Origin of the sequence: Cobetia sp. AM6 (assembly GCF_009617955.1) — a bacterium.
GTDB lineage: Bacteria > Pseudomonadota > Gammaproteobacteria > Pseudomonadales > Halomonadaceae > Cobetia > Cobetia amphilecti.
Genome location: NZ_AP021868.1, coordinates 3766871 through 3787025, shown reverse-complemented (window position 1 = coordinate 3787025; position 20155 = coordinate 3766871). Strand labels below are relative to the sequence as shown.

Below are 20155 nucleotides of genomic sequence, written 5' to 3'. Positions count from 1 at the left end.
TGTGCCAGGGCCGCCCATAGTCTTGAGAGGATGCGCAGTGACATGCCTCGCCTGCACGCCTGTCACTGTCTGCCGCGTGGCGGTCGCGCATCTTCGGTGCCGCTGAAGCGTCTCGCGCCTGGCATGACGCCGGGCATGAAATCAGGCTCGGCATTCGAATCAGTCACGCGCTTGTATTAGTCTTTTCTGACCTGTCCGGCAATCGCCGCGCACAGCTCATCGTCAATGGAGTAACCCATGACCAAGCAGGTAGCCCTGATCCTTTCCGGTTGCGGTGTCTTTGATGGCTCCGAGATCTATGAAACTACCCTGACGCTGCTGCGTCTCGATCAGCTGGGCATTGCCTATGAGTGCTTTGCACCGGATGTCGCGCAGCATCACGTGATCAATCACGGCACTGGCGACGAGATGGAGGAGACCCGCAACGTGCTGGTCGAGTCCGCGCGTCTGGCACGTGGCAAGGTGCGCCCGCTGGAAGAGCTGTCAGCGGACGACTTCGATGCGCTGATCCTGCCCGGTGGCTTCGGCGCCGCCAAGAATCTGTGTGACTTTGCCGTCAAGGGTGAGGACCTCGAGCTCGTCGCGGGCCTGCAGGACGCGGTGCAGCCCTTCCACGCGGCCGGCAAGCCGATCGGCGTGATGTGCATCGCGCCGGTGATGGTGCCCAAGCTGCTGGGGGAAGGCATCTCGGTCACCATCGGCAACGATGCCAGCATCTCCGGGGCGATCAGTGCCCAGGGCGGCCTGCACAAGAGCTGCGAGGTGACGGACATCGTCGTCGACGCCGCCAACCGTGTCGTCACTACCCCGGCCTATCTGCTGGCGGAGCGCATCAGCGAAGCGGCCCAGGGCATCTTCAAGCTGGTCGAGCGCATCGATAGCTGGATCGAGGACGACAAGGCGCGTGCCGCCGAGCAGGACTGACCTCGACACGCCAGAGCGGCTGTCGTGAAAGAGCGCGCCTGGTGTGAGCAAGTTCCCTGGAAACACAAAGCCCCCAGAAACAGAAAGCCCCAAGAAACAGAAAGCCCCGCCGGTGACCCGGCGGGGCTTTCTGTTTTGATGCTGTGATTCTGAGGCACTGTTTCTGGCGCCCTGTTTCTGATGCCCGATTGCTGGCAGCCACGTTCAGGGCGCTTCCTGCGATGCCTCATCGTCTGAGGCCGCACGACGGCGCTTGAAGAGGCGCGAGGCCAGAATGCCAACCTCGAACAGCAGCCACATCGGAATCGCCAGCAGCGACTGCGAGATCACGTCCGGCGGTGTCAGCAGCATGCCGACCACGAAGCAGGCGATCACGATATAGGGGCGCTTCTTGCTCAGTGCCTCCACCGTGGTCGCGCCGGTCCAGATCAGCAGGAAGGTGGCGATGGGGATCTCGAAGGCCACCCCGAAGGCGAAGAACAGCTTGAGGACAAAATTCAGGTACTGATTGATGTCCGTCATGATCGCCACGTTCTCGGGGCCCGTGGTGGTGAAGAACTGGAACAGCAGCGGGAACACCACGTAGTAGGCGAAGGCCGCACCGGCATAGAACAGCAGGATGCTGGAAGCCAGCAGCGGCAGGGCCAACGCCTTCTCGTTCTCATAGAGGCCCGGTGCGATGAACGCCCAGGCCTGATAGAGCACAGCGGGAATCGCCAGGAACAGCGCCACCACCAATGTCAGCTTGAAGGGTGCCAGGAAGGGCGAGGCCACTTCGGTGGCGATCATCTGCGAACCCGGTGGCAGCAATGCCATCAGCGGTTCGGCGACATACAGATAGATCTGGTTGGAGAAGCCGTACAGCGCAGCGAAAACCACCAGCACCACCAGGGTGGCGCGCAGCAAGCGCGAGCGTAGCTCGATCAGGTGCTCGATGAGCGGCGCATGTGCGGCGTCGCCCTGACCACCTGACGGTGAGGCATGTGGATCACTCATCAGGAACGTGGCTCTCGTGATTCACGGGTGTCGGAAGCAGTGCTCGGCTCGGTGGCCGGCGCACCATTCTCGGCAGGGCGGGGGCTGGTCTCAGCGCCGGAGGCGCCTGCATCGTGGGGCTTGCTGGACTCGGTGATGCCGCGCTCGACATCGCGTGCCTCGTTGCGCGCATGAGCGAGCGTCTCATCGAGCTGCTTCTTCTGCTCGTTGAGCGTCTGACGCAGTTCCTCGGCTTCCAGCTGGGCACTGATTTCCTGCTGAATGCCCGAGACACTGCGCTTGATGCGTCCCAGCCACAGACCCGCAGTGCGGGCGGCCCGGGGCAGACGCTCCGGGCCGAGCACGATCAGCGCCAGCAGCGCGATCAATGCCAGTTCAAAAAAGCCGATATCGAACATGCGGGTTACGAGCGCTTGTCAGCGGTATCGCGGCTCTCGGCCTCGACATCGATGGTGTCGCCACGCTTTTCCTCATGCGCGACCTTCTGCTGGGCAGTCGGCTCGTCGCTCTTCTTCTCTTCTTCCTTCATCGCGCCCTTGAAGCCCTTCACGGCACCGCCGAGATCAGAGCCGACGTTGCGCAGCTTCTTGGTCCCGAAGATCAGGATGATGATGCCGAGTACGATGAGAAGCTGCCAGATACTGATGCCACCTAACATGGGAAATTCTCCATTTGGGCCGCTGACACCGGGTCATTGGGCCTTGAGACTTGCAGGGTGCTGGCACCGCTGCCGGAAAGCCGACTTGCGCCGGAAGAATACGGGTCCTTCACTGGCCGCGAGCGGCCTTTTCATCATGGCCGGAAACACCGAAGCGGCGTGCCAGCTCATCCAGCACTTCCTGATGATCCAGCCCCAGATGCGACAGCATGACCAGTGAGTGGAACCACAGGTCAGCGGTCTCACCGATCACGGCACGCTGCGAGTCCACGTCGTCGTGAGCGAAATCCTTGGCGGCCAGTACGGTTTCGGTCGCCTCTTCGCCAATCTTCTCCAGTACCTTGTTGAGGCCCTTGTGATGCAGGCTCGCGACATAGGAGGAGGTCGGGTCAGCGTCGCGCCGTTCTGCCAGTACCACTGACAGACGGTTGAGAATATCACTCATGAATCATCATTCCTGAAAGCTTGGGTCTTGCGTTAAGTCATCGAGTTCTGCGCTGACGGCACACCTTGCACGGCAAACGGCACGGCGTGGGCAGGCGACTCAGGATGCAAGTGTTATATGTCATTCATATTGCACTGCGTCCCATGGGGCGGCAAGTGTCGTTGCGCGCCGGGCCAGTCAGGCCATCATGTCTGCCTGCGGCTAGCGCCACAGCAATAACACGATTCCCAGTCCTGCGCCCACCAGTACCGCCACGGGCTGGGTCTCCGCCCAGGCCATCAGGGGCTGCCAACCGAACGCGCCGGCCACCAGCAGCAGGCCCGCGCGCAGCCGCCAGCTGGTGCTGGAGGCGTGATTGACCCGATCGCGCAGCGTGGTGATGGCTTCTGTCTGGCGTTGACGGGCGCGATGCTCGTCCTCGATGCGCTCCATGGCCTGGAAGGCCATCGCCGGCAGCTGTGGCAGCTGATGCGACAGCTCCGGTGCCTGCTTGACCATCTCGGCCCAGAACGCCTTGGGGCCAGCGCGCTCCTTCATCCAGCGCTCCAGATAGGGGCGGGCGGTGGCCCACAGGTCCAGGTCCGGATACAGCTGGCGGCCGAGGCCCTCGATGTTGAGCAGGGTCTTCTGTAGCAACACCAGCTGCGGCTGGACTTCCATGTTGAAGCGGCGCGCGGTCTGGAACAGCCCCAGCAGGACCTGGCCGAAGCTGATGTCCTTGAGCGGCTTCTCGAGAATCGGCTCGCAGACGGCGCGGATGGCCGCGGCAAACTCGTTGGCGCGCGTGCCTTCGCCGACCCAGCCGGACTCGATGTGCAGCGCCGCGACCTCGTAGTAATCCTGGCGGAAGAAGGCCAGCAGGTTGCGGGCCAGATAGTCCTGGTCCTCGCGGGTCAGGCTGCCGACGATGCCGCAGTCGATGGCGATGAACTGCGGGTCGTGCGGGTTCTCGCGCGAGACGAAGATATTGCCGGGGTGCATGTCGGCGTGGAAGAAGTTGTCGCGGAATACCTGGGTGAAGAAGATCTCCACGCCGCGTTCGGCCAGCTTCCTGAGGTCGGTGCCCTGCGCGGTCAGCTCCTCGATATCGGCGACCGGAATGCCGCGGATGCGTTCCTGCACCATCACGCGGCGGCGCGTCAGTGGCCAGTGGATGGCCGGGACGTAGAGCAGCGGCGAGTCGAGGAAGTTGCGCTTGAGCTGGGAGGTGTTGGCGGCCTCCTTGTGCATGTCGAGCTCGTCGAACAGCGTCGCCTCGTAGTCGGCGACGACCTCGACCGGGCGCAGGCGACGGGCTTCTGGCGAGACCTTCATCAACAGGCGCGCGAACATGTAGAGCAGGCCGATGTCCTTGCGCATCACTTCCTCGATGCGCGGGCGGATGACCTTGACCACCACGTCCGAGCCATCGTGCAGTCGTGCGGCATGTACCTGGGCGATGGAGGCGGAGGCCAGGGGCTGGGCCTCGAATTCGGCGAAGGCTTCCTCGACCGACATCTCGAGTTCCTGCTCGACCAGCTCCCGCGCGACCTGGTTCTCGAACGGCGGCACCTGATCCTGCAGACGCTTGAGTTCGTCGGCGATGTCCGGCGGCAGCAGGTCGCGGCGCGTCGAGAGCATCTGGCCGAACTTGATGAAGATCGGGCCCAATGCCTCGAGCGCCAGACGCAGACGCTCGCCACGCGTGCGTCTGCCGATGGGGAACAGACGCAGCGGCGACAGCTTGAGCAGCGGGCGCAGCAGGGCCGGCACGCGTCCCGGCGGCACCAGGTCGTCGAGGCGGTAGCGGGCGATGACCCACAGGATGCTCAGCAGGCGATAGAGTCTCACGACGGCTGGCACTCCCGCTCGGCAGGTTGATGGGAGGTGGCGGCCTCGAGATGACGGCGCAGCCGCGCCAGACGCGCTTCGGTGCGATCCAGACACTGGGTCAGCTCGGTCAGCTCGTCGCGGGCGACACGCATCTGCGCCTGACCGGGCAGCCAGCGCGCCTCCTCGGTGAGGTACTCGCGCAGGTCCAGCTCCAGCTCGCGGCGGCTGATCAGGCCGAAGCGCCCGAGGCTGCGCAGGCCGCTGGCCAGGCTATGGCCGGGGGCTTCGCCGAACCACTCGCTGAGCGCGCCTTCCCAGTCCAGGTCGAGGTCCATCACCAGATCTCGGGCGCTCTCCAGCAGATGGATACGGCCACGCACGGCGAGGCGGCCCTCGAACATCAGGCGCTCGATGGATTCACCGGACAGCAGGGCGGCGGCGGTCTCCATGTCGAGCTCCACCACCACATCGCCATCGCTCTCGTTGGCCTGGGGCAGGCGCAACAGGTGCAGGCCCTGCAGGTCGAAGTGCACCAGCAGGTCAAAGGCGGGGCGTTCGACACGCACCAGCAGGCGTCGGCCTGCCAGTGCATTCAGGCGCGACGTCGAGGCCGGGTCGCGAGCAAGCAGCTGATTCAGCGTCCGCTCAGCGGTCGCCAACAGCAGGGGGGTCAGCAATGCCATGACAGCCTCAGAGCTTGATACCGCGGTGCAACGCGACGATGCCGCCCGTCAGGTTGGTGTACTCGACGCGCTCGAGACCGGCCTCTTCCATCATGCCGGCCAACGTCTTCTGGTCGGGGTGCATGCGGATGGACTCGGCCAGGTAGCGGTAGGAGTCGGCGTCGCCGGCGACCATCTCGCCCATCTTGGGCAGCAGCCGGAAGCTGTACTGGTCATAGGCGGTGGAGAGCAGCGGATTTACCGGCTTGGAGAATTCCAGCACCAGCAGACGGCCACCCGGCTGGAGGATGCGCTGCATGGAGCGCAGGGCCTTGGCCTGGTCGGTGACGTTGCGCAGCCCGAAGGCGATGGTGATGATGTCGAAGGTGTTGTCCGGGAAGGGCAGGGCCTCGGCATTGGCCTGCACGTATTCGACGTTGCCGCCGACGCCACGGTCGAGCAGCTTGTCGCGGCCGACGTTGAGCATCGAGGCATTGATGTCGGCGAGCACCACGCGGCCTTTCGGGCCGACCAGACGCGAGAACTTCAGCGTCAGGTCACCGGTGCCGCCGGCGATGTCCAGCACCGACTGGCCGGGACGGGCGCCGGCACGCTCCAGGGTGATGCGCTTCCACAGACGGTGGATGCCGAACGACATCAGGTCATTCATCACGTCGTACTTGGCGGCGACACTGTGGAAGACATCCGCGACGCGGCCTGCCTTCTCGTCCACGGCAACTTCCTGATAACCGAAGTGAGTCGTACGCTTGTCCATGACTTCCCCTGTTGTGACGCCGCCGTGGCGACGTCAGCACAATATGGTGAGCTTTCGCAGTGGCTCGATTGTAACCGCTGGCCAGCGGGCTGTCTTTTGGCAAGACGTCGACTCGGACATCTTGCCGCGCCCAGTGGCATCAGTGGCTTACAGCTGGTTGAGCGGAATGCCCAGTGGTTCACGCGAGGCGCCGGCCTCTTCCAGCTGGCGCAGGTAGTAGGCCCACATGGCGTCGCGGCGATTGGCCAGTTCCCACAGGTATTCCCAGGTATACAGGCCGCTGTCATGGCCATCATCGAAGTGCAGCTTCAGCGCGTAGCGGCCGCTCTGGGTGATGTTGGTCAGCCCGACGTAGCGCATGCCGACCTGCAGGGTTTCCTGGCCGACACCGTGGCCACGCACTTCCGCCGATGGCGACATCACGCGCAGGAATTCGGTGCTCAGGCGGAAGCTCTGGCCATCGGCGTAGCCCAGCTCCAGTTCGCGCTCTGACTTGTGGTAGTGCACGCGCGTCGGTACCGGGGCCTCTTCGCCATCGCGGGCATGGCGCTCATTGAGGCGGTAGTCGCGCTGCTGGCCGCTGGTATCAGCGTCGTGGGACGCGGCGGCGTCCTTGGGAGTGTCGTGGCTCATCGGGGCATCCTCGGGCTTGCATGCCGCGCGGCGGCGTAGGGCGCAGGGCGGCATGGCGAAGGCAGATAGGCGTCGAGCGCGGCGCTTGGCCGGTCGATGTGTCTTGTGCGCATGATGCACTGACGCCCGATCCGGGCCAAGCCGGATCGGGCGTCAGAAGTCCCCTCAGGAACGGGACTGGCTTCCATGAGGGGCTGTCAGGCGCGTGAGCGTGTCGTCAGAGGATGTAGCGCGACAGGTCTTCATCACGCGCCAGATCACCCAGACGGGCATCGACGTAGGCGGCATCGACCTTGAGTTCGCCGGGCTGATCGCCACCCTCGTAGGAGATCTCTTCCAGCAGACGCTCCATCACGGTGTGCAGACGACGCGCGCCGATGTTCTCGGTGCCTTCGTTGACCTGATAGGCGATCTGCGCGATGCGCTCGATGGCGTCATCCGCGAAGCTCAGCTCGACGCCTTCGGTCGCCAGCAATGCCTTGTACTGACGGATCAGGGCGGCGGACGGCTCGGTCAAGATGCGCTTGAAGTCTTCCGGTGTCAGGGCGTTGAGCTCGACGCGGATCGGCAGACGGCCCTGCAGCTCCGGAATCATGTCCGACGGCTTTGACAGGTGGAAGGCACCGGAGGCGATGAACAGGATGTGGTCGGTCTTGACCATGCCGTGCTTGGTGGACACGGTGGAACCTTCGATCAGCGGCAGCAGATCGCGCTGCACGCCTTCGCGGGACACATCGCCGCCACTGCCGGATTCGCCACGCTTGGCGACCTTGTCGATCTCGTCGAGGAAGACGATGCCGTTCTGTTCGACGGCCTCGATGGCACGGCTCTTGAGGTCTTCATCGCTGACCATTCTGGCCGCTTCTTCCTCGTGAACCAGCTTGAGCGCTTCCTTGACGGTGATGCGACGGCTCTCTTTCTGCTGCTTGCCCATGTTGGAGAACATGGACTGCAGCTGGCTGGTCATCTCTTCCATCCCCGGTGGGGTGGCGAAATCGAGACTCTGGCTGGCCGGGCTCAGCTCGATGTCGATTTCCTTGTCATCCAGCTGGCCTTCGCGCAGCTTCTTGCGGAACATCTGGCGCGTGCTGCTGTTGTTGGCGGCAGCGTCGTACTCTTCGCCACGCACACGCGGCAGCAGGGCGTCGAGGATGCGCTCTTCGGCGGCATCTTCGGCCTTGTCGCGCACTTCCTTCATGGCGTCTTCGCGCACCAGCTTCATCGCGACCTCGACCAGGTCGCGGATGATGGATTCCACGTCACGGCCGACATAGCCGACCTCGGTGAACTTGGTCGCCTCGATCTTGAGGAAGGGCGCGCCGGCCAGCTTGGCCAGACGACGGGCGATCTCGGTCTTGCCGACACCGGTCGGGCCGATCATCAGGATGTTCTTCGGCGTGACTTCCGGGCGCAGATCGTCATCGAGCTGCATGCGGCGCCAGCGGTTGCGCATGGCAACCGCCACGGCGCGCTTGGCTTCAGGCTGGCCGACGATGTGCTGATCGAGGGCGTTGACGATTTCCTTCGGGGTCATCTGGGACATCTCAGGACAGCTCCTCGATGATGGCATTGTGGTTGGTGAAGACGCAGATATCGGCCGCGATGGAGATGGACTTCTCGGTGATCTCGCGGGCGGAAAGCTCGGTATTCTCGATCAGGGCGCGGGCAGCGGCCTCGGCGTAGTTGCCGCCGGAGCCGATGGCCAGCACGCCGTGCTCGGGCTCGACCACGTCACCGTTGCCGGTGATGATCAAGGAGGCGTGCTTGTCGGCGACTACCAGCATGGCCTCCAGCTTGCGCAGGGCGCGGTCTGAGCGCCACTCCTTGGCAAGCTCCACTGCGGACTTCACCAACTGGCCCTGATACTTCTCGAGCTGCGCTTCGAAGCGTTCGAACAGTGTGAAGGCATCGGCGGTACCACCGGCGAAACCGGCCAGTACCTGATTGCGATACAGACGACGCACCTTGGCGGCGTTGCCTTTCATGACAGTGTTGCCAAGGGATACCTGGCCGTCACCAGCCAGGGCGACCTGGCCGTTGCGACGCACGGAGACGATCGTGGTCATGGATAACTCCTGAGAGAGCATGCCGGCGATTGGAATAAGGTGAACGGGGCCGGGCATGGCATTTCTGGGCAGACGAGGCCGTGGCCTCGTCGCGTAAAACGGGTGGTGATCGTCAGCCTGGCGCTTGCCACTGCTTGCCGCGATCCTGCACCGCCTGATGGGCGGCACGCGGGCCTGATATCTCACCGGAATGCTGTAGATGGGGGCGCCGATACGGGTTTCAAGTCATCGGCGACTCAGCGTTGACTGCGATCGGCCCTGGTCTGCGCCCTCATGCAACGGGCCCGCTCAAAAATGAGCGGGCCCGTCTGTCGCAAGGCTCACGCCTGGCTTACTGCAGCTTGATCAACAAGGGCTCGATGCCCTGGGTGTTCATCAGGTCCTGGGCGCGATTGAGCTCGCGGGTGTCCTTGTAGGGACCGACCTGCACCCGGTGCCAGACGGTGCCGCCGGAGGCGTTGACGTCACTGACCTTGGCCAGCAGGCCAAGGTCCTTGAGCTTGCCGGCCAGCTTCTTGGCATCGCTCATCTCGCGGAAGGACGCGGCCTGCAACATGTAGTTGGTCAGCGAGGCCTCGGACTTCTTGGTGCTCTCGGCGCTGCCCGGACGCGGCGTGGACTTGTACTCATCCACCTTGGGCGCGATCACCTCGGTTTCCGGCAGCAGGGTGTAGAACTCGAAGGTCGGCATGTTGCCGGCGGACTCTTCGGGGGCTTCCTTCTGCTGCTGGTTGCCCTGTTTGGCGGCTTGCTGCCCGTTCTGCTGTCCGTTCTGCTGCGTGTTGGCCTTGGGCACGATGGCCGCGACCGGCAGACGCGGGGCCTGTTTCTCGAAGTACTGCGCGAGAGCGAAGCCGGCGATCAGACCGATGATGCCCCACAGCCAGCTGGGCAGACCACGACTCTGGCTGGCAGCGGGTTGCCGACGGGGGCTCGCCCCCTGGCGGGAGGCGGGCTTCTTGTTGGCGGGGCGGCGAGCAGCCATGGCTTACATCTCCTCGGGAGCGCTGACACCCAGCAGGGCCAGGCCGTTGCGGATGACCTGAGCGGTCGCCAGACCCAGCGCCATGCGCGCATTGCGGGTCGCGTCGTCCTCGACCATCACCTTCACCGCGTTGTAGCAGGTGTGGAAGTCGGAGGAGAGGTCCTGCAGGTACTGGGCGACCTGCTGCGGCTCGCGCACCTTGGCGGCGTGGGCGACGACGTCCGGGAACTGCGCCATGCGATTCATCACGGCCTTTTCCTGGTCGCTGGTCAGCAGGGTGAGCTGCGCCATGGCCAGGGCTTCGTCGAAGGGCTTCTCTTCGCGGCTGGCCTTGCGCAGCACGCTGTGCACTCGGGCATGAGCGTACTGGATGTAGTAGACCGGGTTGTCATTGGACTGGGAGCGCGCCAGGTCGATGTCGAAGGTCAGCTGGGAGTCGGCGCGACGTGCCGCCAGGAAGTAGCGGGTCGCGTCGCGGCCGACTTCCTCGATCAGGTCGCGCAGGGTCACGTAGCTGCCGGCACGCTTGGACAGCTTCACTTCCTCGCCGGAGCGCATCACGGTGACCATCTGGTGCAGCACGTAGTCCGGCCAGCCCTTGGGAATGTCCGCCTGCAGAGCCTGCAGACCGGCACGCACGCGGGTCACGGTGGAGTGGTGATCGGCACCCTGCTCGTTGATGACCTGAGTGAAGCCACGCTGCCACTTGTCGAGGTGGTAGGCGACGTCGGGCAGGAAGTAGGTGTAACCGCCGTCACGCTTGCGCATCACGCGGTCCTTGTCATCGCCGAAGTCGGTGGTGCGCAGCCACAGGGCACCGTCGTCTTCATAGGTGTAGCCGTTGTCGACCAGGCGCTTGACGGTCTCCTCGACCTTGCCGTCGCTGTAGAGCGAGGACTCGAGGAAGTAGACGTCGAATTCGACGCCGAAGGCCTTGAGGTCGAGATCCTGTTCGTGGCGCAGGTAGGCGACGGCGAAGACGCGGATGGCCTCCAGGTCATCGGGGTCCGCGGCGCCGGTCACCTGCTTGCCATCGGCTTCGACGGTATCGCCGGCCATGTAGGAGGCGGCCAGTTCGCTGATGTAGTCACCGCGATAGCCATCGGCCGGCCAGCTGGCATCGTCCGGGCCCAGACCCTTGGCGCGCGCCTGGACGGAGAGCGCCAGATTGTTGATCTGGGCGCCGGCGTCGTTGTAGTAGAACTCGCGGGTGACGTCGTGGCCGGTGGCGGCCAGCAGGCGGCACAGCACGTCGCCGACCGCGGCACCGCGGCCGTGACCGACGTGCAGCGGGCCGGTCGGGTTGGCGGAGACGAACTCGACCTGAACCTTCTCGCCGGCACCCACGTCGCTGTGACCGAAGCTGTCGCTTTCGCTGAAGACGCGACGCACGATATCGGCTACCGCACCGGTATCAGCGAAGAAGTTCAGGAAGCCGGGGCCGGCGATCTCGACCTTGGAGACGGCATCGGAGGCCGGCAGCGCCGCGATCAGCTTCTCGGCCAGATCGCGCGGCTTCATGCCGGCGGCCTTGGACGTCATCATCGCCAGATTGCTGGCGTAGTCGCCGTGGCTCTTGTCCTTGGTCGGGTCGACCTTGATCTGCGGGCTGGCGTCGGCGGGCAGGGTGCCGTCGGCCTTGAGGGTTTCCAGGGCCTGGCCCAGCAGTTCGATGATCGTCTCTTTCATGGAATATCGGTCTCTTCACGGCTCGGGTCGCACCGCGTGCCATACAGCAGGCGGTTGCAGGCATCAGGCCTGCGGGCAATGGGGGGAGTGCGGATGTCGCTGCACGATGGCGGGCATTATCACCGATCCTGCGGCTTGCATAAACCGTCGTGATCAATCGCGCCGCATTCCGCGCCCTGCAGGGATAGTGGTCAGTTCATCGCAAGCGGCGTGAAGGGCTGCCACGCCGCTTGCGTATCGCTCAGGCCATGCCGATGGGATCGACATCCAGCGACCAGCGCAGGCGGCGCGCGTCGCGGTCCTGCTCGCAGAGCGTCACCAGCCAGGCCGCTGCTTCATGCAATGGGCCGCGTTTCGCACAGCGCAACAGCAATTGGGCGTGATAGCGATTCTGGCGGCGCTCCATCGGCGCGGGAACCGGGCCGAGGCAATCCACCTTGAGATTGGCAGCCTCGACGTGCTGGCGCAGGGCGCCACCGACCTTCAATAGCCACTGCTCGACCTGCTGCTGGTCGGTGGCCTCGGCGCGCAGCAGCGCCAGATGGCTGAACGGCGGCAGCTGGGCAATGCGGCGCTCCTCGAGCAATTCCCCCGCCAGCTGCGGGTAGCCGGCCTGAATCAGCGTCAGCAGGTTGGGGTCTTCCGGGTGGCGGGTCTGGATCAACACCTCACCGGGGCGCTCGGCGCGTCCGGCACGCCCCGCGACCTGCACCAGCAGCTGCGCGGACTGCTCAAGTGCGCGGAAGTCGGCGGCATAGAGGCCGCTGTCGGCATTGACCACCACCACCAGGGTGACGTGGGGAAAGTGGTGGCCCTTGGCCAGCATCTGGGTGCCGACCAGCAGGCAGGGCTCACCACGCCGGATCACCGCCAGTGCCTCGCTCATGGCGTCCTTGCGCTGGGTGCTGTCGCGGTCGATGCGCAGCACCGGCACGTCGGGGAATTTCTCGCCGAGCAGCTCTTCGGTGCGCTCGGTGCCCGCGCCCTGCGGGCGTACATCCCCGCTGCCACAGGCCGGGCAGGCATCCGGCAGTGGGCGGGTGCGCTCGCAGTGGTGGCAGGTCAGCTGGGGCGGATGGCGATGCAGGGTCATGCGGGCATCGCAGTTGTCGCATTCGGCGATCCAGCCGCAGGCATGGCAGGTCAGGGTCGGCGCGAAGCCGCGCCGATTGATGAACACCAGCACCTGATCGCCCTGGGCGAGGCGCTTCTCGATCGCCTCCAGACTCTGGGTCGAGAGGCCGCCCAGCGTCATGCGGCCGCGCAGGTCGACGGGATGCAGTCGCGCCGGCTGGCTGCGTCCGGCGCGCTGATGCAGGTGCAGATGCGTGAAGCGGCCCTCGCGAGCATGGCGCAGGCTTTCCAGAGACGGCGTGGCGCTGCCGAGCACCACGGGTATGCCTTCCTGCTTGCCGCGCACCAGCGCCAGATCGCGGGCGTGATAGCGCAGGCCGTCCTGTTGCTTGAAGGAGCCATCGTGCTCCTCGTCGACGATGATCACCCCGAGTCTGGCCATCGGCGTGAAGATGGCGGAGCGGGTGCCGATCACGATGCGCGCACGGCCGCTGCGGGCGGCTTCGAAGCCATCGAGGCGTTCACCATCGCTGACGCCGGAGTGCAGCATCACCTGCGGCACGCGGAAGCGTCTGCGGAAGCGCTCCAGCGTCTGGGGGGTCAGGCCGATCTCGGGCACCAGCACCAGTGCCTGGCCGCCGCGGTCCAGCACCGCCTCGATCAATTGCAGGTAGACCTCGGTCTTGCCGGAACCGGTCACGCCCTCCAGCAGCGTGGGCGAGAAGCGGCTCAGGCCTTCATGCAGACGCGAGAGGGCGCGACCCTGCTCATCATTGAGGGCCAGGCCGGGTTCGGCGAGCACGCCCTTGTTGGCCTGCTCCGGCGTGGCGCCGGTCACCGGCTCCTCACGCGATTCGATATAGCCGCGGCCGCGCAGGGTCTCCAGCTGCTGGCGGGTGAAGCCCTGGGCGGTGATGGCGCTGTGCACCAGGCCATGACGATGCTGAGCAAGCAGCTCCAGCAACGCGATCTGGCGGGTGGCTCGCCCCAGGCTTGCCGGCTCGGTGGCGCGGCCCTTGTCGGTCAGCGTCCAGCGCTCACGGGTACGCGCCTCGAGGGCGCGCCCCTGACGCAGCAGCGAGGGCATCGCCTGGGCGAAGGTGTCGCCGAGCGAGTGCTGGTAATAGCGCGCGGTAAACTGACATATCCACAACCAGTCGGCCGGCAGCGGTTCGTCATCGATGACTTCGCTGACAGGCTTGAGCTTGTCGATGGGGAAGCTTGAGTCGCTGCGCAGCTCGGCGATCACCCCGACCAGCTGGCGACGCCCGAATTCGACGCGCACGCGCAGGCCCACCTGCCAGCCGTGACGAGGCGGCTGGCGGGATGGCAGGTAGTCGAACAGATCGCGCAGCGGGCCGGGAATCGCGATGCCCAGCACACGTCCCGGCAGGTGAGTCGCAGTCTTGTCGGTAGTGTCAGGCACGCAAGGTATCCGGATATGAGGTGATATGAGGCGTTCAGTAAAACGGGGATATGCCGTGGCACGCAGTCTACAGAGTGTTGCCCGCAATAAACGGCACAAAGTTTGGTCTTGCGGCAGATGACTGGTAAAATGCGCGGCCTTCCGTCGGAAACGGCGGAATGACCGGTTCAATCCAAAACCCGTGTACGGTGCCTGGCAAGTGATCAGGTGGCGGTGCACAGCGACCTGAGGTTACACATCATGAAACAGGGTATCCATCCGGACTACCAGCGCCAGACCGCAACTTGCTCCTGCGGCGCGCAGCACGAAATCGGTACCACTTCCAAGCAGACTTTCGCGCTTGACGTGTGCTCCGAGTGCCACCCGTTCTACACCGGCAAGCAGAAGCAGGCTACCACCGGTGGTCGCGTCGAGCGCTTCAACAAGCGTTTCGGTGCTGCCATCAAGCGCTGATACCTTCAGCTGCTTGTCGCTTTCATGGCGCTGCGCATCTTGCAGCGTCATGGACGAAAAACCCGCTCACGAGCGGGTTTTTTTGTGCCTGTCATTCAGGCCACTCTGAAGAGAGCGCGATCACGACAGCCGGCCCGGTATGCCCTTGTCGTGATGATCTGGTCGTGATGGTCTGCCGTGATGGTCTGCCGTGATGGTCTGCCGTGATGCCCTTGCGAAGATGTCGCCCCTGCGCTGCGCTTGCTGAAAGGAAAGATTGTTTCCGATTTGGCACTTTTTCTGCTCTGCCTCTGCATCAAGTGCGCCGGAATGGCGGGTTGCGTCAGTGAACGGTCGAAAATCGAGGATCTTGCGCGAATCGTGGCGTCATCTCGGGCCGAAATCGGCGTGAAAGCCGGTCAGCGATAAGGAAAGGTTTATGGCTGGGTAGGGCATCCATAACGTTAGACGAATGGCTAAAATATTTTTTAAACGAACGTTTTAAAGTCATGCATAACAGCAAGTTGCGTCGGTTGTTCAGAGGTGTCTTTTTCTATATTCTGGAGCAGCCAACCCCCCGCCAAAATACCGGATGACACGCATGTCTGATGCCATGAAGAAAGCAGCACTGCAATATCACGCCGAACCGATTCCCGGGAAGCTCTCCATCGAGCTGACCAAGCCGACCGAGACCGCCAAGCACCTGGCGCTGGCCTACAGCCCGGGCGTTGCCGAACCGTGCCGCGAAATCGCCGCCGACCCGGAAAATGCCTACCTGTACACCGGCAAGGGCAACCTGGTCGCGGTCATCTCTGACGGGACTGCCATCCTTGGCCTGGGCAACCTGGGGCCGCTGGCTTCCAAGCCGGTCATGGAAGGCAAGGGCGTGCTGTTCAAGCGCTTCGCTGGCATCAACTCCGTCGATGTCGAAGTGGATGCGGAAAGCCCGCAGGCCTTCATCGACACCGTGCGCCGCATCCACACCACCTACGGTGGCATCAACCTGGAAGACATCAAGGCGCCGGAATGCTTTGAAGTCGAGCAGGCGCTGATCGAGCAGTGCAACATCCCGGTCTTCCATGACGACCAGCACGGTACCGCCATCGTCACCGCGGCCGGCATGCTCAACGCCCTGGATATCGCCGGCAAGAAGCTGGAAGACGCGCGTATCGTCTGCCTGGGCGCCGGCGCTGCCGCCATCGCCTGCATGAAGCTGCTGGTGGCCAGTGGTGCCAAGGTCGAGAACATCTTCATGCTCGACCGCAAGGGCGTGATCCACAGCGGCCGTGATGACCTGAACCAGTACAAGGCGATGTTCGCCACCGAGACCGAGCTGCGCACGCTGGACGACGCCATCGATGGCGCCGACGTCTTCGTCGGTCTGTCCGGCCCGAACCTGCTCAAGGCAGAGCAGCTCAAGAAGATGGCCGCCAACCCGATCGTCTTCGCCTGCTCCAACCCGGATCCGGAAATTCATCCGGATACCGCTCGCGAAGCACGCCCGGATGTCATCATGGCGACAGGTCGCTCCGACTACCCGAACCAGGTCAACAACGTGCTGGGCTTCCCGTTCATCTTCCGTGGCGCGCTGGATGTGCGTGCGACGCGCATCAATGAAGAGATGAAGCTGGCCGCCGTTCACGCCCTGAAAGACCTGGCGCGTGAGCCGGTCAGCCAGGATGTGCTGGATGCCTACGAGATCGACAGCCTCGAATTCGGCCCGGGTTACATCATCCCGACGCCGATGGATTCGCGTCTGCTCGAGCGTCTGCCGGCCGCCGTGGCCCAGGCGGCCATCGATTCCGGTGTCGCACGCAAGCCGTACCCGGCGCACTACCCGCTGACCAGCACGGATCAGGTCTACGGTTAAGCGTCAGCGGTCGAATGGCCGGTTGGCGGCGTCGCTGAAGCGACGCAAGACATGAAAAAGCCCTCGTCGGAGATTCCGGCGAGGGCTTTTTGTTGGTGGCTGCTTTCAGCCTAGAGCCATGAACCGCGAGCCACGAGCCACCAGCGAGTAGCGCCTGGGCAGGCAGGCGTCAGGCCTGTGCTCAGAAGCTGTAGAGGATGGAGGCCGCCGTGGTGGTGTCGGTCTTGGCATCCGACTCGTCGGGCGGGTTGGTGTTGTTCTCGATCTCGTGCGAGAGCTTGAGAGCGAGGCTTGCATTGATGGCGACCGTCAGCGCGGTATAGCTGCGACTGATCACGTTCTCGCGCGTGGCCTCCGCCGAGAACTGCTGCTCGAACTTGGAGGTGTCGGAAAGCTGCCAGCGGTAGTCCATCGCGCCATAGCCCAGCAGGTAGTTCTCGTGATCCCCCGCCGTGATGTCATCGAAGCGATAGCCCGGCCCGGCCTCGAGGGAGAGGTTGTGCTCGGGGCCATCCAGTATCGTGATGCCCTCACCGACGATGGAGGTGACCTGGTGGTTGTAGCCGGAGAAGCGCTCCTTCTCCCAGCGCAGCAGCCCGAAGGCGTAGTGATCATCGCTGAGGTCATAGCGCTCGCGCTGGCCGACCAGGTACTTGTCGGTCGTGGTCTCGCCACTGCTGGAGACATGTTTGGCCTCCACACGGAAGGTGTGGGTCCAGGGCTTCAGGTGCCAGGAGAGGCTGGTCTTGCCCAGCAGGGTCTCGCTGTTCGAGTTGCCCGACAGCTTGGTGAAGCCCAGCTCGGCCTGGCCGCTGAAGGGCTCAGAGTCCTCGCTGGCGGGTGGCGGTGCATAGAAGAGGTCGTCTGCGACAGCCGTGTCGAGGGGAAGCAGGGCCAGGCACAGAAACGCGGTCCTGCGCAGTGTGGGCAATGGGTGAAGCATGCGAACTCCGGCATGTTTGAGGCATGACATCATCATCGGGAATGTGGCTTGCGAGATGACGCTTGCTGAGCGAGGCGGCCTGGCGCGTCATCCGGACGCTACCAGTGGATCGCGATACGGGGGAGCCTTGCGAATGCTCAGATGGCAGAAGAGCGACCAGCGGCCGCTCTTCCTTGGGCTCTCCCCCTGCCGATGAGGCTGGCAGGCGAGGTCTGGAGATCAGATCAGAAGATGGCCTCGAAAGTTCCGGTACCTTCCGAGCCGCTTTCCTGCTCCAGCTCCTTGCGGATGGTGCGTTCCTTGTAGGGCGGCAGATTATCCTTGCGGAACAGCTCACTGATGCCGCCGGACTGACCGCTGCGCAGGCGCTTGCCAGAGTCCGGGTCGATGGTCGCCGTCACGATGTTTTCCGGACGCTCCATGGTGGAGGACGGCATGCCCTTGAGGGCGCCGCGCATGTAGTCGACCCAGATGGGCAGGGCGGCCTGGGCGCCATACTCGGCCAGGGTGTCGTTGGAGTCCTTGCCGACCCAGACCGTGGCCACCAGCTTGCTGTTGAAGCCGGAGAACCAGGCATCACGCTGGTCGTTGGTGGTGCCGGTCTTGCCGGCCAGGTCATCACGACCCAGCGCCAGGGCGCCACGGCCAGTACCGCGCTTGATGACATCCTGCATCATGTCACGGATCAGATACATGGCTTCAGGGGAGGCGACACGCTCGGCCAGCGGGTACTGGCGACCGTCACGATTGACGGTGACCATACCCGGCGCACAGTTGGCGCAGGCAACCGGCGGATGCGCTTCATAGTCGGTCTCGTCATCGCCACGCGTGATGGTATCGATGTACCAGGGCTCGACACGGAAGCCGCCATTGGAGAGCACGGCATAGCCGCGTGCCATCTCCAGCGGGGTCAGCGAGGCGCTGCCCAGGGCCAGTGACAGGCCATTGGGCAGCTCGTCACGCTGGAAGCCCAGCTTGACCAGGAAGTCGAGGGTCTTGTCGAGGCCGACCGTCTGCAGCAGACGCACGGAGACCAGGTTCAGCGAGCGATACAGGCCAACGCGGATACGGGTCGGGCCGGTGAACTTGCCGCCGGCATTTTCCGGACGCCACACCTTGCCGCCATCCTGAAGCACGACGGGGGCGTTGTTGATGATGGTCGCCGGTGACATGCCGGCCTGTTCGAGCCCGGACAGATAGACGAACGGCTTGAAGATCGAGCCTGCCTGACGGCGTGCCTGGATGGCGCGGTTGAACTTGCTGGCGGAATAGCTGAAGCCACCTTGCAGGGCGAGGATGGCGCCACTTTCCGGGTCCAGCGAGACGATGGCGGATTGCGCGTCCGGCAGCTGGCCCAGGCGGTAGCCGTCGTCCTGCTTGATCACGCGTACCAGATCACCGGCCTTGGCGATCTCGGCGGCCGACCCCGGCACGCCACCACGCCATTTGGCGCTCTTGTACTCACGCGCCCACTTCAGGCCGTCCCAATCGAGGGTCACGACCGTGGCGTCGGCCAGCAGTGCCTTCATCTGCTTGCCGGTGCTTTCGACCACGATGGCGGCCTTCAGTGGGCCGTAATCCGGGGTGCGGTCGAGCACTTTCAGCCAGTTCGAGACATCACGGTCGATGCCGGCGATGCGCTTCTCGCTCTTCTGGGCCGCCTGCTTGGCGGTTTCCAGCACTTCCGGTGACTTGGAGAGTTCTTCCTCGAGGCCGGCCTGATCGGTCTGGTCCTGGGCTTCCGCCAGGGAGGCGGCGATGTCGGATTCCTCGACCCCGCGCCAACCGTGGCGGGTATCGTAGGCGATCAGCCCCTTGATCAGCGCATCACGTGCCATTGGCTGCAGCGAGCTGTCCAGCGTCGTGGTGATGCGGACGTTGTCGGTGTAGGCCTTGTCGCCGAAGCGGTCGACGGCGAAGCTGCGTGCCATTTCCGCGACGTAGGGTGCCTGCACTTCCGGCCGGGAGTAGTGGCGTGCCGCGGTGATCGGTGCCTTGACGGCTTCGTCATAGGCCTGCGGCTCGATGTAACCCAGCTCCTTCATGCGCAGCAGGATCCAGTTGCGACGGATCAGTGCGCGCTGCGGGTTGGTCAGCGGGTTGAAGCTTGACGGCGCCTTGGGCAGGCCGGCCAGCATGGCCTGCTCGGCCAGGGTCAGCTCATCCAGGGACTTGTCGTAGTAGGTGCGCGCAGCGGCGGCGATCCCGTAGGCGCGATGGCCTAGGAAGATCTTGTTGACGTAGAGCTCCATGATCTCCTGCTTGGAGAGGATCTCTTCCATCTGCAGCGACAGCAGAATCTCGCGAATCTTGCGCGTGAAGGTCTGGTCCAGCGTCAGCAGATAGTTGCGCGCCACCTGCATGGTGATGGTGCTGCCACCGGACTGGATGCTGCCGCTGGAGGCCAGCTGCACGGCCGCGCGCGCCAGCCCCTTGGGGTCGATGCCCGGGTGGGAGAAGAAGTTGCTGTCCTCGGCGGCGAGGAGGGCGTCGACGAAGGTCTCGGGGATCTCGTCGTAGGTGACCGGGATGCGGCGCTGGTCACCGTATTCGCCGATCAGCTTGCCATCGCGGGTATAGATGCGCAGCGGCGTCTGCAGCTTGGTATCCTGAAGCTGATGGACGTCGGGCAGGCCCGGCGAGAAGTACAGCGAAGCGCCAACGATGGCCAGAAGTCCCGCGGCACATAGTGATAGCAGCAGCCAGAACACTGGCGAAAGTAGTCGTCTCAATAGCTTCATGGGCAAGACAGGGTCCGTGGGTAA

18 protein-coding genes are annotated in these 20155 nt (G+C 64.3%); 3 read left to right on the top strand and 15 right to left on the bottom strand.

All coding sequences use genetic code 11. The annotated features are described in order from the left end of the window. The first annotated feature begins 237 nt into the window (after positions 1-237). Positions 238-924 carry an isoprenoid biosynthesis glyoxalase ElbB gene (gene elbB, locus CLAM6_RS15785; protein ID WP_153636597.1) on the top strand — a complete coding sequence of 229 codons (687 nt, stop codon included), beginning with the start codon at positions 238-240 and terminating at the stop codon, positions 922-924. A 204-nt stretch (positions 925-1128) separates the two neighbouring features. Here the strand turns inward: elbB and tatC are convergent, their stop codons facing one another. The 13 genes from tatC to CLAM6_RS15720 form a co-directional block, all read right to left on the bottom strand. After that, positions 1129-1920: a twin-arginine translocase subunit TatC gene (gene tatC / locus CLAM6_RS15780; RefSeq protein ID WP_043332983.1), complete on the bottom strand. Its 792-nt coding sequence runs from the start codon at positions 1918-1920 to the stop codon at positions 1129-1131. Beyond that, positions 1920-2318, bottom strand: a complete 399-nt coding sequence (tatB, locus tag CLAM6_RS15775; RefSeq protein ID WP_153636596.1) for a Sec-independent protein translocase protein TatB — start codon at positions 2316-2318, stop codon at positions 1920-1922. The genes tatC and tatB overlap by 1 nt, the downstream gene beginning before the upstream one ends. A 5-nt stretch (positions 2319-2323) precedes the next feature. Further along, complete coding sequence (gene tatA / locus CLAM6_RS15770; protein ID WP_043332981.1) at positions 2324-2578, bottom strand: Sec-independent protein translocase subunit TatA; 255 nt, start codon at positions 2576-2578, stop codon at positions 2324-2326. Between the two features lie 109 nt (positions 2579-2687). Beyond that, on the bottom strand, positions 2688-3023 hold the full coding sequence (locus CLAM6_RS15765; RefSeq protein WP_043332980.1) for a phosphoribosyl-ATP diphosphatase: 336 nt from the start codon (positions 3021-3023) through the stop codon (positions 2688-2690). A gap of 201 nt (positions 3024-3224) precedes the next feature. Next, positions 3225-4853, bottom strand: coding sequence for a ubiquinone biosynthesis regulatory protein kinase UbiB (ubiB, locus tag CLAM6_RS15760; RefSeq protein WP_043332979.1), 1629 nt, complete (start codon positions 4851-4853; stop codon positions 3225-3227). Next, complete coding sequence (locus CLAM6_RS15755) at positions 4850-5518, bottom strand: ubiquinone biosynthesis accessory factor UbiJ (protein WP_131432768.1); 669 nt, start codon at positions 5516-5518, stop codon at positions 4850-4852. Before CLAM6_RS15755 ends, ubiB begins: the two co-directional genes overlap by 4 nt. 7 nt (positions 5519-5525) lie before the next feature. Beyond that, entirely contained in the window at positions 5526-6272 is a 747-nt protein-coding gene (gene ubiE / locus CLAM6_RS15750) for a bifunctional demethylmenaquinone methyltransferase/2-methoxy-6-polyprenyl-1,4-benzoquinol methylase UbiE (protein ID WP_153636595.1), read from the bottom strand. A gap of 147 nt (positions 6273-6419) precedes the next feature. Next, complete coding sequence (locus CLAM6_RS15745) at positions 6420-6779, bottom strand: gamma-butyrobetaine hydroxylase-like domain-containing protein (RefSeq protein WP_043333080.1); 360 nt, start codon at positions 6777-6779, stop codon at positions 6420-6422. A 343-nt stretch (positions 6780-7122) separates the two neighbouring features. Then, positions 7123-8448 (bottom strand): ATP-dependent protease ATPase subunit HslU, encoded by a 1326-nt coding sequence (gene hslU / locus CLAM6_RS15740; protein ID WP_043332972.1) that lies wholly within the window; start codon positions 8446-8448, stop codon positions 7123-7125. 1 nt (position 8449) lies between these two features. Continuing rightward, complete coding sequence (hslV, locus tag CLAM6_RS15735) at positions 8450-8971, bottom strand: ATP-dependent protease subunit HslV (RefSeq protein WP_043332970.1); 522 nt, start codon at positions 8969-8971, stop codon at positions 8450-8452. A 331-nt stretch (positions 8972-9302) separates the two neighbouring features. Continuing rightward, positions 9303-9956 (bottom strand): SPOR domain-containing protein, encoded by a 654-nt coding sequence (locus CLAM6_RS15730; RefSeq protein ID WP_153636594.1) that lies wholly within the window; start codon positions 9954-9956, stop codon positions 9303-9305. Between the two features lie 3 nt (positions 9957-9959). Beyond that, a complete protein-coding gene (gene argS / locus CLAM6_RS15725) occupies positions 9960-11645 on the bottom strand; it encodes an arginine--tRNA ligase (protein ID WP_043332965.1) in 1686 nt (561 codons plus the stop codon). Positions 11646-11886: 241 nt separating this feature from the next. Then, positions 11887-14145 (bottom strand): primosomal protein N', encoded by a 2259-nt coding sequence (locus tag CLAM6_RS15720; protein ID WP_242007702.1) that lies wholly within the window; start codon positions 14143-14145, stop codon positions 11887-11889. A 240-nt stretch (positions 14146-14385) separates the two neighbouring features. Between CLAM6_RS15720 and rpmE the strand changes: the two genes are divergently transcribed. Both rpmE and CLAM6_RS15710 read left to right on the top strand, forming a co-directional pair. After that, the gene (gene rpmE, locus CLAM6_RS15715; protein WP_054556509.1) at positions 14386-14598 is read left to right on the top strand and encodes a 50S ribosomal protein L31; all 213 of its coding nucleotides are present in this window, start codon (positions 14386-14388) and stop codon (positions 14596-14598) included. A gap of 580 nt (positions 14599-15178) precedes the next feature. After that, positions 15179-16447, top strand: coding sequence for a malic enzyme-like NAD(P)-binding protein (locus tag CLAM6_RS15710; RefSeq protein WP_054556560.1), 1269 nt, complete (start codon positions 15179-15181; stop codon positions 16445-16447). Between the two features lie 181 nt (positions 16448-16628). Here CLAM6_RS15710 and CLAM6_RS15705 read toward each other — a convergent pair whose 3' ends face one another. Beyond that, positions 16629-17390, bottom strand: a complete 762-nt coding sequence (locus CLAM6_RS15705) for a DUF481 domain-containing protein (RefSeq protein WP_043332961.1) — start codon at positions 17388-17390, stop codon at positions 16629-16631. Positions 17391-17614: 224 nt separating this feature from the next. Next, entirely contained in the window at positions 17615-20131 is a 2517-nt protein-coding gene (locus CLAM6_RS15700; RefSeq protein WP_153636593.1) for a penicillin-binding protein 1A, read from the bottom strand. Positions 20132-20155: the final 24 nt, after the last annotated feature.